This is a genomic window from Brevibacterium oceani (genome assembly GCF_017948325.1).
GTDB lineage: Bacteria > Actinomycetota > Actinomycetes > Actinomycetales > Brevibacteriaceae > Brevibacterium > Brevibacterium oceani.
In genome coordinates this window covers 942,781-957,874 of record NZ_CP072846.1, presented here as the reverse complement: position 1 = coordinate 957,874, position 15,094 = coordinate 942,781, and the positions used below count along the sequence as shown (strand labels likewise).

The following is a 15,094-nucleotide window of genomic DNA, read 5'->3' as shown; positions in this document are numbered from 1 at the left end:
ATGGTCATCGATCCGAGGCATCTCGAGCTGCTGCGCCTGTTCGACGAATACGGCAGCGTCACCGCCGTCGCCGACGTGACCCACCGCTCCCCGTCCGCCGTCTCACAACAGCTGAGGCACGCCGGCCGCGAGATCGGCCATCCCCTCGTCGAACCTGCCGGTCGCGGACTCACGCTCACTGCAGCGGGACGACTGCTCGCCGACGGCGGGCGGGACGTGGCCCGCACGCTCGCCCGGGTGCAGGCGCAGTGGGAGGGCCACCTCGGCGAGGCCATCGGAGAGATCACCCTGGCAGGGCTGCCCAGCGCGCTCACCCACCTCCTGCCCGATGCGCTGCGTCGGCTGCGGGAGAACCACCCTCACATCGACCTGCGGATGGACGACGTCGACCTCGCCGAGCACGAATTCGCGGGGCTGACCAGGGATGTCGATATCGTCGTCGCGCACAGCCTCGTCGCCGAACGCCCGCTCGGCACCGACGGACTCACTGTCGTTCCGCTCGCCCGCGAACCCATCGACGTCGCACTCGCGAGCGACCATCCGCTCGCCGATCGCACCTCGCTGAGCCCGGAGGATGTCGTCGACTGTCGCTGGGTGGGGGTGCCCCGCGGATACCCCTTCGACACGATCCTCACCTCGATCGAGCACGTCACCGGGCGCACCCTCGACGTCGTCCAACGCATCCGGGACAATCGGCTCATCGAGGCGATCGTCGCCTCCTCGGACCAGATCGCGCTCCTCCCCCGGTACACGACGCCGCGCGATGCGGGGCTTTCACTCGTGCCGCTGACGGGGGTGAGCACGACCCGCTGGATCGTTGCGGTGATGCGCCCGGACACTGCCGAACGTGTCGCGGTGCGCGCGGTGATCGGCGCACTCCGGGTCGATGACGCCGAGACTCACCCGACCATCGATGCCCCAGACGACACCGACGACGACTAGGCAGCGCCCGTGCCGGTGAACCGCTTCGGCACGAGCTTCTCAAGCGGCAGGAACGCCGCCCAGCAGATGACGGTCGGCAGGAAGTGGATGCCCAGCGCCAGGTAGGTCATGAGGTGGAAGAGGCAGAAGAACGCGACGACCCCGTAGAGCCACCTGCCCTTGGCGAGCAGGGCGAGAGGTGAGAGGAACTCGAAGGCGAGCGTCGCCCACTGCCCGGCGATGAGGAATCCGGGCATCTCGAGGAACGGCTTCGACCATTCGGCTCCGCGGCGCATGAGCGCCCAGATGATCACGGCCCCGTTGCCCCAATCGGCGATGTTGCCCGAGGCGATCCACTTCATCACCGCCGAGTAGAAGTAGGTGAGGACGACCGCGATCTGCACCACCCGCAGCGCCCACCCTGCCTTCGCCGAGGTGGTGCCGACGTCCCGAAACCGCGCGACGCCGACCGTCGGCAGGACGAGGGCGGCGATGACGAGGGCCATATGGTCGTGGGCGACGTAGCCGTAGCCCTGCGTGTAGAACATCCACAGGCCGAAGGCGATCGCCACCGCCCAGCCGCTGATGCGTTGGAGGAGGCCGGCGGCCGCGAGCAGGGAGAAGACGATGATCGCTGCGAGCAGGAGCTGCGCGCCGAGGACGCTGACGGCGGGGATGTGGAGGAACCGGGCCAGCCACAGCGGTTGGTAGAACTCCGGCGTCCAGCCGTGGGCGATGACGTCACCGGAGATGGTGAGCACGTCGATGATGATGAAGAGGTAGACGAAGACGCGGAACACGGCCACCCGGGCCAAAGGGAGCTCGGGGAGGAACCAGCGCAGGAATGCGTTGGTGGGGGCCGCCTCGGCGGGGGTCGTCGTCAGTGTCGGGGTGCGGCTCATCGCACCTCCCAGGTCGCCAGGGTCGATTCTTCGGGTTCGCCGACGCTGATGCCGTTCTTGAGCTGGGTGGTGGTGCGGCAGAGGATCATCGTCTCGGGCTTCGGTTCGTTCGGGTGCAGCCGCACGTACGAGTCGGCCATGGACTGCATGAGTTCGGGGTGGGCGATGACGCGGTCGAGCTGGGATTCGACGTCTCCGCGTTCGATGCCGACGGTGGCCGCGTTGAACCCGAGTCGGCGCGGTTCGTCCTCGCCGGGGAACTGGGCGGCGATGCATGTCGAACCGACCGTGCCGTTGAGGTCCTTGGCGGTCGCGTACTGGGTCAGCGAGCCGAGCGGGAAGAAGTCGTTGGTGTTGAGGAACTGCCCACAGGTGAGGATGACGAAGGCCAGCGCCGTGATCGCAAGGCGCCACCCGATGCCGACCTTCGACAGCGGTCGCACCCGAGTACGGGACTTCGGCCGGGTGCGGGGCTTCGGTCCTGCGGTCGGCTCTGCGGTCGGTTCCGTGGTCGGCTCTGCGGTCGTCCCGATGGAGGACTCGGCCGACGTGGACTCGCCGGAGGCGGCGGTGCCGGACGAGCCGGCGTGATCCGGGCCTTCGGCGGCGGGATCCTGGCTCGTCAGGAGACGGCGCTTGTGTTCATCCATACGCTTACGCAGCTCGTCCTCTCGGGTGCGGATCGTTCGCAGACAATCCTATCCGCCCTTATTGCTACCCGACGGCGGCCCAGCAACCTGGCGTGGAGGTTGCTGGGCCGCCGTCAGGTAGCAAGAGGGGTCAGGAGCTGCGGGCGTAGAGGTTGAGCTGCTCCCAGGCGGCCGCGTACTTCTGGAAAGCGGCGACCGCGGACTCATGGTCGTCATTGCTCAGCGCAGTCACCCACGAATCGACGAGTTCGGGGGCTTCGTTCGGCCACAGCACATCTGACATTCCGCCGAGGTCGAGTTCGAGGATCGAGTTCATGTCGAACGTGTCGATCCATTCGGCCAGGGCCGATGTCTGCTCGACCATGTCGACGACCTTCGAATTGTCCGCGACTGTCTCCGCCGCCCACTCCATCCGCGCCGAGGCGGCGAGGATGTCCGTGCGGATGATCACACGCAGACCGGCATCGGTCTCCTCGGTGATGATCTGGTCTTCCGACAGGGAGAAGAACAGCCACCACGCCGGCGGCACGTCCCAGGCCGAGACGCGGGTGAAGATCCGGGTGTCCTTCGCGTCCTGCAGCCATTCGGCGCGGCGGCTGGCCGCACGCCGGCGGGCGGACTTCGGGGCGATGATGTCCAGGGTCGCCTTGGAGGTGTGCTCGGTCAGCGATTCGAGCGCCTCCCAGCCGCGGATGTCCTCCTGAGCAGGGCAGAAACGGTCGACTCCGTCCGCTGTCTGAGACGCTGGAAGGAAGATCGGAGTCCGCCGAAAGGAATCGGCCACAGGGCTCGGCGGCAGGGAGATCAAGCGCTTGTCTGCGTCCTGAGAGATCTGCCGCTCGACCCGCGAACGGTTGTCCTCCACCTGCCTGTCTTGCAATTCGGAATGCACCACAAGAGGTTCGAAGATCCGCAGGGTGACGACATAATCGCGACGGTAGGCCATGGGTTCAGCCTATCCAAGGTCCGCCCTCAAAATGGAACTTCACAGTACGAACAGGTAGGATTTAAGCGCATAGCAGAGATCTAGTCCGGGGCCATCTGCCCCACATGACGACGGAGGGGGTCACGCCAGTGGGTCGCGGCCGCGCAAAGGCAAAGCAGATCAAGGTAGCTCGGAAGCTGAAATACTACAGCCCGGATACCGACCTTAATCGACTCCAGGAGGAGCTGGGCGCCGACTCTCGTCAGTCCGGTCCGTCGGATCCGTATGACGATGAACCCGACTACTCCGACTACGCCGATAAGTACAACGTCGACGATGATGACGAGTACGACGAGAAGTGAGCGCGTAGCAGCCGCACACGGCTGAACAGACTTATGTGAGGGCGGGGGCTTCGGTCCCCGCCCTCAGTCGTGCCCGCGCACTGTCGTCGACCGCGGTATTCCCCCGGGATTCCATCGCCGAGGCGGCGCCCACCCCAGGTGCGTCCGTGCGGAAGCATTCCGCACCGTTGCCGGGGGCAGGGCTCCCTATTGCAGGATCGCGGCGCCGCCGTCGACGCCCTTGGCGCCCTGCACATAGGAGGGCTCGGAGACCAGGGCACCGTCGTCAGCGGCGACGTCGCCGAGCACCCAGGCTCCGGGGCTCGCGGCCAGCACACCGTCGACCGCGGACGGGTCGACGACGAGGACCATGCCGACACCGAGGTTCCAGGTGCGTTCACGGTCGGCCCGCGGCACTCCGCCGAGGTCCCCGAGCACGGAGAACACTGCCGGGACCTCCCACGTCGACCGCGACATCTGCGCGACCAGACCCTGCGGGAGCACGCGGGCCACATTGGCCGAGAGTCCCCCGCCGGTGACGTGGGAGACCGAATGCACGGCCTCGGGCAGGGCGTCGAAGAGTGCGGCGAGCTCACCGGTGTAGACGTGGGTGGGAACGAGCAGCTCCTCGCCGAGGGTGCGGCCGAATTCCTCGACCTGCCGATCCAGGCCCCATCCCGCCTCGGCGATGATGTGACGGACGAGGGAGTAGCCGTTGGAGTGGATGCCCGACGCCGGCAGACCGATGAGGACGTCACCGGCCCGCACCTTCTCCGGCCCGAGGAGATCCGCAGCCTCGACGACACCGGTGGCGGCACCGGCGACATCGTATTCGTCGACACCGAGCAGACCCGGATGCTCCGCGGTCTCGCCGCCGACCAGCGCCACACCGGCGGAGGCACAGGCGTCGGCGATGCCGCGCACGATGTCGGCGATGCGTTCGGCCACGACCTTGCCGCAGGCGATGTAGTCGGTCATGAACAGCGGACGGGCGCCGCAGACGATGATGTCGTCGACGACCATGCCCACGAGGTCATAGCCGATGGTGTCGTGCTTGTCGAGGGCCTGCGCGATGGCGACCTTCGTGCCCACCCCGTCGGTCGACGACGCCAGCAGCGGACGGTCGTAGTCCTTGAGCACGGAGACGTCGAAGAGTCCGGCGAATCCGCCCATCCCACCGATCACCGAGGAGTTGTGGGTCGCGGAGACGGCGGCCTTCATGAGTTCGACGGCGCGATCACCGGCCTCGACGTCGACGCCGGCGGCGGCATAGGTGGTGGACTTCGGGTTCGCGTCGGAACTCAACTCAGCATCCTTTGTCGGCGGGGGTGTTGTTGACGGGAATCGGGTACTCGCCCGAGAAGCACGCGGTGCACAGCTGACTGCGCTCCTGCTGGGTGGCGGCGATCATGCCGTCCAAAGAGATGTAACCGAGGGAATCCGCGCCGAGGTTGTCGCAGATCTCGTTCGTGGTCAGTCCGTTGGCGATGAGCTCGGCCCGGGTGGCGAAGTCGATCCCGTAGAAGCACGGCCACTTCACCGGCGGGGAGGAGATGCGGACATGGATCTCCTTCGCCCCGGCCTCCCGCAGCATCCGCACGAGCGCCCGCTGGGTGTTGCCGCGCACGATCGAATCATCGACGACGACGAGACGTTTGCCTTCGATGTTCTCTCGCAGCGGGTTGAGCTTGAGCCGGATGCCCAGCTGCCGCAGAGTCTGCGAGGGCTGGATGAAGGTGCGGCCGACGTAGGCGTTCTTCATCAGCCCCTGACCGAAGGGGATGCCCGAGGCCTCGGCGTAGCCGACGGCCGCCGGTGTTCCCGATTCGGGTGTGGCGATGACGAGATCGGCATCGACCGGATACTCCTCGGCCAGCTGTCGGCCCATCTGGGTGCGGGCGGCGTGGACGTTCTTGCCGGCGAGCATGCTGTCCGGGCGGGCGAGATAGACGTATTCGAAGACGCAGCGGGCCTGGCTCGGTTCGGCGAAGCGGTGGGAGCGAAGTCCGTCCTCGTCGATGGCGATGAGCTCTCCGGGTTCGACGTCGCGGACGAACTTCGCCCCGACGATGTCGAGTGCCGCGGTCTCCGAGGCCACGACCCAGCCGTTCTCCAACCGACCCAGCGACAGGGGGCGGACCCCATGTCGGTCACGGGCCGCGTAGAGGGTGTTCTCGTCCATGTACACCAGCGAGAACGCTCCGTCGACGTGGGGCAGCAGGCTCAACGCCGCCTCGGTGAGGTTCTCCCCCTGCTCGGTCGCGAAGAGTTCGGTGACCAGCGAAGTGTCGTTCGAGGAGTCGCGGAAGGGTCGGGTGCGGGAGGTCTTCTTCGTGGCCTCCTCGACGACCTTCGTCGCGTGGTCGCGGCGGCCGTCGGCCATGGCCTCGAGCTCGTCGAAGTTCGTGAGGTTGCCGTTGTGGGCCAAGGCGACGGTGCCGAACGGGGTCGGTCCGAGCGTGGGCTGAGCATTTTCGAACGAGGGCGAACCCGTCGTCGAGTACCGCGTGTGGCCGACGGCGATGTGCCCTTGGAGGAGTTCGAGGTCGCGTTCGTGGAACACCTGAGAGACCAGGCCCATGTCGCGGTAGATCAGGATCTGACGCCCGTTGCTGGCGGCGATTCCGGCGGATTCCTGCCCTCGATGCTGCAGGGCGTAGAGCCCGAAGTAGGTGAGTTTGGCGGTTTCTTCGCCGGGTGCCCAGACTCCGAACACACCGCATTCATCCTGCGGTCCGCGGTCCTGGGGGTCGATTTCGTGCGTCAGCTGCCCGTCTCCTCTTGCCACGATGGAAATTGTCTCATACCCGATGAGCCGCTTCGCCACCGCGCTCAGACTGTGGAACTCCGGTCAGTGGGAGGTTCCCGGAGCTGAGCCGGGCTCGGCATCGCGCTTCGTGACTCGGGACTCGGAGGTGTCCTCGGCGGCGGCTTCGTCGGCAGCTTCGTCGACGGCCTCGGCGTCGGCCCCATCGGCACTCGCGTCCGGGTCCTCCCCGCGCGCTTCGGCCAGCCGCCTGCGGGCGATCTCCTTCGGGTCGTCGACCATGTCGATCTGCGCGTCCACCTGGTACTCCTTGGCCCGTCTCCGGCCCGCCCAGTCGAGGATGAGGGCGACGAGCCCGCCGAGGAACAGTCCCGCCGTGCCGAGGACGAGCAGCATCAGACCCAGACCCTTGGACACTGTGTACCCCATCGGCATCGCAGCCGGGTCGACGAAGAGTGCGAGGACGCCGGAGGCGATGACGCCGAGCACCGCGCCGATGCCCATGAACACCGAGTACTTGGGGCTGCGACGGACGGCGACGTCGATCTGGTCCTTCATGATCTCCTTGGGCACGGGGCCGCTCACGGCCGATGGGACACCGGGCGGATACCCCGGCAGAACAGGTCGCGAACAGTCTAGTCGAGTCAGCCTGAGCCTCCTCCCAGGCAGTCTCACGCCCGTTCCCATAAACTGGACTCACCAGTTGACCGGTCCAGCAGACAGAGGTTCTGACATGTCCCACACGATCATCGTCGGCATCGACGGCTCCGACAACGCCCAGTGCGCCCTGAAGTGGGCGATCTCCCACGCGCAGAAGACCGACTCCCAGATCCGCCTCATCTCCGCGTACACCGTTCCCGGGGTCAATATGAGCCAGGCCGATATCGTCTACCCCGCCGATTTCGACGCCGCCGTGAAGAAGACGATCGAAGACACCGCCGAGGCGGCCGCCGCCTCGGTGACGGAAGCCGGGGTTCCCGTGTCGACCACGATCGTTCCCGGGGATGCCTCGGGGGTGATGGTCGAACATTCGAAGACCGCCGATCTCGCCGTCGTCGGAGCCCGCGGGCGCGGCGGATTCGCCGGTCGCCTGCTCGGTTCCGTGGCCCTGGCCATGCCCGCCCACTCCCACTGCCCGACCGTCGTCATCCCGAGCACCTGGCCGACCCGGGTGATGCCCGATGCTCCGCTGCCGATCGATCTGCCCGTACGTGCGAGCGGAGCCCGAACCGCCGAGGCGGACGGCAGGGATCGTCCCGACTTCTCCGGTGAGATCGTCGCCGCCGTCGACCCGTTCGAGACCGACACTCCGGTGCTGCGTGCGGCCGCCGCGCAGGCGGCGATCTACGGCACCCCGCTGCGCCTCGTCGGGGTCACCGCCACGCATATCCTCTCCCCGGAATGGATGCCGAGCGAAGATCACCTGGTGAAGATGTACGACGAGGCGGCGAAGTCCTTCGACGCCGCCGTCGAATCGCTGCGCGCGGACTTTCCCGACCTCGAGGTGCGGTACTCGATCTTCGATGCCCCCGCCACCGAGGTGCTCGTCTCCGCGACCTACACCGCCGACCTCGTGGTCATCGGCTCCCGCGGCCGCGGCGGCTTCGTGTCGACGATCCTCGGGTCGACCTCGCAGGGCGTGCTCTCGCATGCCGTATGCCCGGTCCGGGTGGTGCGCGTGACCAGGCGCCAGCCCGGCCGCCGCCGCTGAGCGCCGAGCACACCGACGGGCGGACGCGGACCCTTCCGGGCCTTCCTCGAGGGCGCCGGCCCCTCTCCTTCGAGACGGCCGGTCCCCTCACCCGAGGGCGATGAGTCCGATCCCCACGACGACGACGCAGGCCCCGACGATCTTGAGCCCGATGTTCTTCTCCCCGAAGAACCACCAGGCCAACAGGGTGCCGATGATGATCGAGGTCTCCCGCACCGGGGCGACGAGGGCCACCGGTGCCCGCTGCATCGCATACAGGACGAGCACATAGGCCACGGGTGACAGGATCGCCACGGTCACGAGTGCCCGCTTGTGGTCGGCCAGCACCGCCCGGAAGTCAGCGCGCCGGGCACTGCCTCCCGGCAGCGCCACGATGCCGGCGGCCATGAGCAGGCCGACGCAGGCCTCGGACACGGCGAAGTAGAGCAGCGGGGAATCGCTGACGTGATTGACCGCGAAGTCGTCCCACAGTGTGTAGCAGGCGATGAACGCCCCGATCAGTCCGCCCCAGGCGAGTCCTCGGCGCAGCCCGGAACCGCTGGTGGGGTTCTCCCCGATTGCTCGGGGTCGGACGGTGACCACCGCGATGCCGGCGATGACGACGAAGGCACCGGCCACCTCGGCGAGGGTGGGACGTTCACCGAGGAAGGTCACTGCGATGATGATCGTCACGACCGGCCCGGTGCCGCGGGCGGTCGGGTAGACGACGCCCAGCGGGGCGTGGTCGTAGCCGGACTGCAGGGAGACCGAATAGGCGATGTGGAACAGGGCGCTGAGCACGGCGGCACCGACGAGAGTCCAGTTCAGCGGCTGGTCCCCGGTGGCGATGAGGACGATCGCGACCGGAGCGAGCAGGACCGCCGAGAGTCCGTGATAGGCCAGGACGAACGCGTAGCCCTTGCCGGACACGGACTTCGCAGCGAGGTTCCACACGGCGTGCGCGACGGAGGCGATGAGAACGAGGCCGAGCACCGAAAACGTCATCGTCGCACCCCGTTCCGAACCGTCCGCACGGTTCCGCGGCCTGCGCAGTACGCCCGGGACACCGACCGCGCGTTTCGGTCACGACCCGACTGCCGGGGACACCTCACTGTCATCTGAAAGTGCATACGCACTGCACAAATGTTGGCCGCATACACCTCAGCTATACAGTCGCGTTTGCAGCCGTGACCCCAGCGCCCGCAGCTCCCACATCCGCGCCAGTGCCCGCAACCGCAGCGCTCCCGCCGCAGCCGCCGTGCCAGCGTCCGCAGCCGCAGTGCCAACCGCGCAGTCACAGCTTGAGCACCGTCACAGCTTGAGCACCGTCACAGTTTGACGGCGACGGTCTTCGTCTGGGTGTACTCATCGAGGGCTTCGATGGACTTCTCACGCCCGTACCCGGATTTCTTGAACCCGCCGAAGGGCAGCTCGACTCCCCCGCCGGCACCGTAGGTGTTGACGAAGATCTGCCCGGCCTCGACCTCGGCGGCGAGGCGGTGAGCACGAGAGATGTCCTTGGTCCACAGCGCAGTGACCAGGCCGTAGTCGGTGCCGTTGGCCAGCGCCACGGCCTCGTCCTCGTCGCCGAAGGGCATCGTCACGACGACGGGACCGAAGACCTCCTCCTGTGCGATCCGCGAGCGCGGGTCGACCGAATCGACGAGGGTGGGAGTGATGAAGGCACCCGCGGCGAGGTCGTCGGCCAGTCCCTCGGGACGCGTACCCCCGGTGACGATCTGCCCGGCCCCGGACCCGGCCCCGGTGACGATCTGCCCGGCCCCGGACCCGGCCCCGGTGACGATCTGCCCGGCCCCGGACCCGGCCCCGGCACCGGCACCGACCCCAGCGGATCCCACAGCCCCGGCAGCCCCAGGCGAACCGGCCCCGGCCTCGGCGAGGAATCCGGCGACCCGGTCGTGCTGCTTGGCCGAGATCAAGGGCCCGAGCATCAGGTCGTCGAGGCCGTAGCCGATGGTCACCTGGCCCATCGCCGCAGCCATCTTCTCGACGACCTCGGCGTGGACGTCGCGGTGGACGAGCAGCCGGGATCCGGCCGAGCAGGTCTGCCCGGCGTTCTGGATGATCGACCGCAGCAGGGACGGCATGGCCGCATCGATGTCGGCATCAGGAAAGACGATGTTCGCGGACTTCCCGCCGAGCTCGAGCACTGTGGGAATGACCCGGTCGGCGGCGGCATGGGCGATGGACGAACCGGTCTGCGTCGACCCGACGAAGCCGAGGTGCGCGATTCCGGGGTGTGCCGCCAGCGCCGCCCCCGCCTCGGCGCCGAGACCGGTGACGACGTTGAACGCACCGGTCGGGAACCCGACCGAGTGGATGAGCTCGGCCAGGCGGACGGTCGAGCGCGGCGTCTCGTCGGCGGGTTTCGCCACGGCGCAGTTGCCCGTGGCCAAGGAGGTCGCGGCGGCGCGGCCGATGAGCTGCAGCGGGTAGTTCCAGGCGACGATGTGCCCGGTCACACCGTAGGGTTCGCGTCGGGTGTAGACGTGCATGTCGTCGGCCATCGGGATCGCGTGGCCGTAGTAGGACTCGATGGTGTGGCCGTAGAACTCGAAGTAGCGGGCGCAGACATCGACGTCCGCATAGGCCTGGGTGAGCGGTTTGCCGGTGTCCTCGGATTCGAGCCGTGCGAGGTCGTCGCGGTGTTCGGTGATGACGGCCGCGGTGGCCACGAGCATCCGCGAACGCTGCTCCGGGCTCGACTTCCGCCATTCCCGCTGCGCCCGCGCCGCTGCCTTGACCGCACGATCGACCTCGTCGGCGCCGCCGCGAGAGACGTCGCCGAGGATGCCGCCGGTCGCCGGGTCGACGTTGGGGTAGGTGATGAGCGAGGGCACGTGCCGCCCGCCGATGAAGGACGTGGTCTGGGTGATCTGAGCGCTCATCGCCGGTCCTCGAGTTCTGCCGTGGTGAAGAGAGGGAGGTGGTCGCCGAGGTCGGCCCGAGTTCCCGAGGCATCGATCCGGCCCGCCGCGAGCGCCGCGGCGAAGTCGGTGCGTCCGGTGACGAGTTCGAGCCACACCTCGGCGGAGGTCTCGACGACGTTCGGCGGGGTGCCGCGCGTGTGCCGCGGACCCGCAATGCACTGCGTGACCCCGAACGGCGGGACCCGGACCTCCACGCTGTTGCCTTCGGCGCGAGCGGCGAGCTCCTCGAGGGTGAATCGGACGGCCGTGGCGGTCGTCGACCGGTCGGCCGGGGCGGCGTCGAGCGCGCCGTGCGCCACCCACATCTCCAGTGCGCTGCGCCCCTGATCGGGGTCGATCCTTCTGCGAATCGCCATCAGTCCCTCTTCCTCTCACTGATCTCGGCAACATCTTCCCCGAGCGCCAGCCGCCCGACAACGCTCGTCCGCCCCTCGGAATCCGTGCCGCCGGTGACCGGGTCCGTGATCGCGGCGATCGTCGCCGCGGGTTCTTCCGCCGAGGCGGCCCCGCCGTCACGCTCGACACCGTCGAAAGCGCCGTCGACGGCGCTGTCGAAGGCGCCGGCCCGGTCGAGCAGAGTGAGTGCGACGAGCCCGGTGGCCCGGGAGGATCCGTCGAGGCACTTGAGCGCCACCGAGTACCCGGACTTCGTTGCCATGACGATGACTCCCTCGGCCCCGCCCTTGGCGAAGACGCCGAGGCGCTCGATAACCGTGGTGTTCGGTCGTCCGTGCCCTTCGATGGCCCACGGGTCCGCGAAGACCGCGTCCATGAGCGTCCGCGCTTCGGACTCGTACCCAGACCACTCCTGCCCGTCTGCACTGCCCATGCGCACCACGCGCCCGATCGCGCGGGCCAAACCCACCAGGCTGAGCGCGAACACGGGCGCCCCGCAGCCGTCGACCCCGACCGCGGCCGGGGTCTCGGACGCGAAGGATTCGACCACCTCGGCGACCTGAGTCTGCACGGGATGGTCGGGCGAAAGATAGGTCTCGGTGTCCGCACCGATCGCGCGGGCAGCCATGAGGAAAGCAGTGTGTTTGCCCGAGCAGTTGAAGTACAGCGGCGAGCGCGGGTCCGTCTCGGCGTCGCCCGCAGCGCGCAGCCGGTCCTGGAGCTGACGCCGGAAGGCTCCGTCGGCGGGATGAGCGGACGGGCACTGCAGGTCACCGACGCGTAAGTCCGCGGAATCGAGCATGGACGACACCACCTCGACGTGCCCGGCTTCGGACTTGTGCGAGGCCGTGGCCAGAGCCGCGGCCGGACCGGTCAGCTGCGCACCGAGGCTCATCGCCGCGATCGCCTGCAGCGGCTTGAGACTCGACCGGGTGAATACGGGAACCTCGGGGGCGCCCAGCCGCATCACCGGTGCACCGTTGGGGTCGAGGACCACAGCGGATCCGATGTGCCGGGATTCGACGACACCGGAACGGATGACGACGGCGAGCTCGGCGGCCTGCGTGGGAGTGAAAGTCGAGAGGGTCACGCGTTCAAGCCTACGACCCTTTAGGCTGGTGGCGTGAAGGTTCTTGCCATCGGTTCGGGCTCCCGTGAACACGCCCTCGTCCTTGCTCTCTCGCGCGACCCGCAGGTCGACGCCGTCATCGCCGCTCCCGGCAATCCCGGAATCGCGCAGATCGCCCACACCGAGGCCGTCGATGCCTCCGATGCGGCCGCCGTGACCGCGCTGGCCGAGTCCCTCGACGTCGACCTCGTCGTCATCGGCCCCGAGGCACCGCTCGTCGCCGGCGTCGCCGATGCCCTGCGCGAGGCGTCGTTCCCCGTCTTCGGGCCCAGCGCCGAGGCGGCCCACCTCGAAGGGTCGAAGGCGTTTGCGAAGGAGGTCATGGAGTCCGCGAATGTGCCGACCGCGCGCGCCCAGGTGGCCTACTCCCCCGACGAGGCGGCCGCCGCTCTGCGCGAATTCGGCGCCCCGCACGTGGTCAAGGCCGATGGTCTGGCTGCGGGCAAGGGCGTCGTCGTCACCGACGACTTCGATGCGGCGCTGGAGCATGCGAGCTCGTGCCTCGAGGTCTCCGACCGGGTCGTCATCGAGGACTATCTCGACGGCCCCGAAGTCTCCCTGTTCGTCCTCTGCGACGGTGCGCACACGGTCCCCCTGGCGCCCGCTCAGGACTTCAAACGCATCGGCGACGGCGACACCGGCCCGAACACCGGCGGCATGGGCGCCTATTCGCCGCTGCCGTGGCTGCCCGCCGGCACCGTCGACGAGATCGTATCGAAAGTCGCCCAGCCCGTCGTCGACGAGATGGCCCGCCGCGGCACCCCGTTCACCGGGCTGCTCTACTGCGGACTCGCACTGACGTCGAAGGGGCTGCGCGTCGTCGAGTTCAATGTCCGCTTCGGCGACCCTGAGACCCAGTCCGTGCTCGCCAGGCTGAACAGCCCCCTGGGGCAGACGATGCTCGCCGCGGCCGAGGGCCGACTCGACGAGGTGGGTTCGCTCGAGTGGGATCCGCGCACCTCGGTGACGGTCGTCATGGCCGCGGAGAACTACCCCGGCACGCCGAGCACCGGGGACATCATCCGCGGCCTCGACACCGTGGCGAACCTGCCCGACATCAGCGTTCTGCATGCGGGCACGAAGCTCGCGACCGGCCCCAGCGGAGGGTTCGCCCCCGAGGATGCCGTGATCACGAAGGACATCGCCGAGACCGGTGACATCGTCACCTCCGGCGGTCGTGTGCTCTCCGTCGTCTCACTGGGCAGCGATCTGCATGAGGCACGCGCGAAGGCCTACGCCGCCGTCGACGAGATCAAATGGGACGGTGAGCAGCACCGCACCGACATCGCCGAGGCGGCCGCGCGCGGTGCCATCGAACTCGCCGACATCTACCCCGCCCCCGAGGCGAGCGCACCCGCACCGGCCACGGCGTCGAATGCACCGGCCACGGCCGCCTCGGCGGACTCTTCGGCTCCATCTGCGGCCGGTCTCAAGACCGTCGCCCCACAATTGCCCGGCTGGACGCACGTCTACTCAGGCAAGGTCCGCGATCTCTACATTCCCGCGGATGCCGCCGACACCGCCTCGGCGGACCGTCTGCTCATGGTCGCCTCCGACCGCATCTCGGCCTATGACTGGGTCCTCGACTCGGAGATCCCGGACAAGGGCAAGGTGCTCACGGGCCTGAGCCTGTGGTGGTTCGACCAGCTCGCCGAGGTCATCGGCAACCACGTCATCAGCTCCGATGTCCCCGAGGCCGTGCGCGGTCGCGGACTCATTGTCGAGAACCTGGCCATGCTGCCCGTCGAGTGCGTCGCCCGCGGGTACCTCACCGGTTCGGGCATGGCCGACTACAAGGCCACCGGGTCGGTGTGCGGCATTCGGCTGCCGGCGGGCCTCGTCGAGGCCGACCGGCTCGAACCGCCGATCTTCACTCCGGCGACGAAGGCCGAGCTCGGCGATCATGACGAGAACGTCAGCTTCGAACAGATCGCGGAGACCATCGGGGACGGGACCGCCTCGGTGATCCGCGATCTCACGATCGAGATCTATCAGCGCGCCGAGCAGATCGCCCGCGAACGCGGCATCATCCTCGCGGATACGAAGTTCGAGTTCGGCACCCTGGCCGACGGGACGGTCGTGCTCGGCGACGAGGTGCTCACACCGGATTCGTCCCGGTTCTGGGATGCCGCCGGGTACGAGGCGGGACAGGCGCAGTCGAGCTTCGACAAGCAGTTCGTCCGCGACTGGCTGACCACCGAGTCCGGCTGGGACAAGTCCTCGGACACTCCGCCTCCGGCCCTGCCCGCCGAGGTGGTCGAGAAGACGCGCGCCCGCTACATCGAGGCCTTCGAGAAGCTCACCGGTCAGACCTTCCCCGACTGAGCCGCCCCTTCGCAGGCTGACCGCCCCCCTCCCCGCGGCGCTCCCCGGCCGCAACACCCTTCTGCGACGCCCACCGACGAACCGGCCCACTCTACGC

General features: G+C 68.4%; 14 protein-coding genes. 4 read left to right on the top strand and 10 right to left on the bottom strand.

The genetic code is table 11. The features are described 5' to 3' along the window. A complete protein-coding gene (locus tag J9314_RS04060; RefSeq protein ID WP_246490605.1) occupies positions 1 to 942 on the top strand; it encodes a LysR family transcriptional regulator in 942 nt (313 codons plus the stop codon). Here J9314_RS04060 and J9314_RS04055 read toward each other — a convergent pair. The 3 genes from J9314_RS04055 to J9314_RS04045 form a co-directional block, all read right to left on the bottom strand. Beyond that, on the bottom strand, positions 939 to 1,823 hold the full coding sequence (locus tag J9314_RS04055) for a hypothetical protein (RefSeq protein ID WP_246490604.1): 885 nt from the start codon (positions 1,821 to 1,823) through the stop codon (positions 939 to 941). The two genes, J9314_RS04060 and J9314_RS04055, sit on opposite strands and share 4 nt — an antisense overlap. Then, positions 1,820 to 2,473 (bottom strand): hypothetical protein, encoded by a 654-nt coding sequence (locus tag J9314_RS04050; protein WP_210604660.1) that lies wholly within the window; start codon positions 2,471 to 2,473, stop codon positions 1,820 to 1,822. Before J9314_RS04050 ends, J9314_RS04055 begins: the two co-directional genes overlap by 4 nt. A 130-nt stretch (positions 2,474 to 2,603) precedes the next feature. Beyond that, positions 2,604 to 3,419 carry a DUF8083 family protein gene (locus tag J9314_RS04045; RefSeq protein WP_210604659.1) on the bottom strand — a complete coding sequence of 272 codons (816 nt, stop codon included), beginning with the start codon at positions 3,417 to 3,419 and terminating at the stop codon, positions 2,604 to 2,606. A gap of 128 nt (positions 3,420 to 3,547) precedes the next feature. On the opposite strand from J9314_RS04045, the gene J9314_RS04040 reads away from it, so the two are divergent. Further along, positions 3,548 to 3,760 (top strand): DUF3073 domain-containing protein, encoded by a 213-nt coding sequence (locus J9314_RS04040; protein WP_181274451.1) that lies wholly within the window; start codon positions 3,548 to 3,550, stop codon positions 3,758 to 3,760. A 186-nt stretch (positions 3,761 to 3,946) separates the two neighbouring features. Here J9314_RS04040 and purM read toward each other — a convergent pair whose 3' ends face one another. From purM to J9314_RS04025, 3 genes are read right to left on the bottom strand one after another with little or no spacing between them, the layout of a single operon-like run. Beyond that, positions 3,947 to 5,044, bottom strand: coding sequence for a phosphoribosylformylglycinamidine cyclo-ligase (gene purM / locus J9314_RS04035; RefSeq protein WP_210604658.1), 1,098 nt, complete (start codon positions 5,042 to 5,044; stop codon positions 3,947 to 3,949). A 1-nt stretch (position 5,045) separates the two neighbouring features. Then, a complete protein-coding gene (purF, locus tag J9314_RS04030) occupies positions 5,046 to 6,530 on the bottom strand; it encodes an amidophosphoribosyltransferase (protein ID WP_246490728.1) in 1,485 nt (494 codons plus the stop codon). Positions 6,531 to 6,590: 60 nt separating this feature from the next. Then, positions 6,591 to 7,064 (bottom strand): hypothetical protein, encoded by a 474-nt coding sequence (locus J9314_RS04025; RefSeq protein ID WP_210604657.1) that lies wholly within the window; start codon positions 7,062 to 7,064, stop codon positions 6,591 to 6,593. Positions 7,065 to 7,239: 175 nt separating this feature from the next. Between J9314_RS04025 and J9314_RS04020 the strand changes: the two genes are divergently transcribed. After that, complete coding sequence (locus tag J9314_RS04020; protein ID WP_210604656.1) at positions 7,240 to 8,217, top strand: universal stress protein; 978 nt, start codon at positions 7,240 to 7,242, stop codon at positions 8,215 to 8,217. Positions 8,218 to 8,304: 87 nt separating this feature from the next. Here J9314_RS04020 and J9314_RS04015 read toward each other — a convergent pair whose 3' ends face one another. The 4 genes from J9314_RS04015 to J9314_RS03995 all read right to left on the bottom strand — a co-directional run bounded on the left by J9314_RS04015 (position 8,305) and on the right by J9314_RS03995 (position 12,633). Further along, on the bottom strand, positions 8,305 to 9,201 hold the full coding sequence (locus J9314_RS04015; RefSeq protein WP_210604655.1) for an EamA family transporter: 897 nt from the start codon (positions 9,199 to 9,201) through the stop codon (positions 8,305 to 8,307). A gap of 323 nt (positions 9,202 to 9,524) precedes the next feature. After that, positions 9,525 to 11,105, bottom strand: a complete 1,581-nt coding sequence (locus tag J9314_RS19115) for an aldehyde dehydrogenase family protein (RefSeq protein WP_246490603.1) — start codon at positions 11,103 to 11,105, stop codon at positions 9,525 to 9,527. Further along, positions 11,102 to 11,503, bottom strand: coding sequence for a sterol carrier family protein (locus J9314_RS04000; protein ID WP_166969885.1), 402 nt, complete (start codon positions 11,501 to 11,503; stop codon positions 11,102 to 11,104). The genes J9314_RS19115 and J9314_RS04000 overlap by 4 nt, the downstream gene beginning before the upstream one ends. Next, positions 11,503 to 12,633, bottom strand: coding sequence for an asparaginase (locus J9314_RS03995; protein ID WP_210604654.1), 1,131 nt, complete (start codon positions 12,631 to 12,633; stop codon positions 11,503 to 11,505). Before J9314_RS03995 ends, J9314_RS04000 begins: the two co-directional genes overlap by 1 nt. A gap of 33 nt (positions 12,634 to 12,666) precedes the next feature. Here J9314_RS03995 and purD point away from each other — a divergent pair, with 33 nt between their 5' ends. Then, positions 12,667 to 14,997 (top strand): phosphoribosylamine--glycine ligase, encoded by a 2,331-nt coding sequence (purD, locus tag J9314_RS03990; RefSeq protein ID WP_210604653.1) that lies wholly within the window; start codon positions 12,667 to 12,669, stop codon positions 14,995 to 14,997. Positions 14,998 to 15,094: the final 97 nt, after the last annotated feature.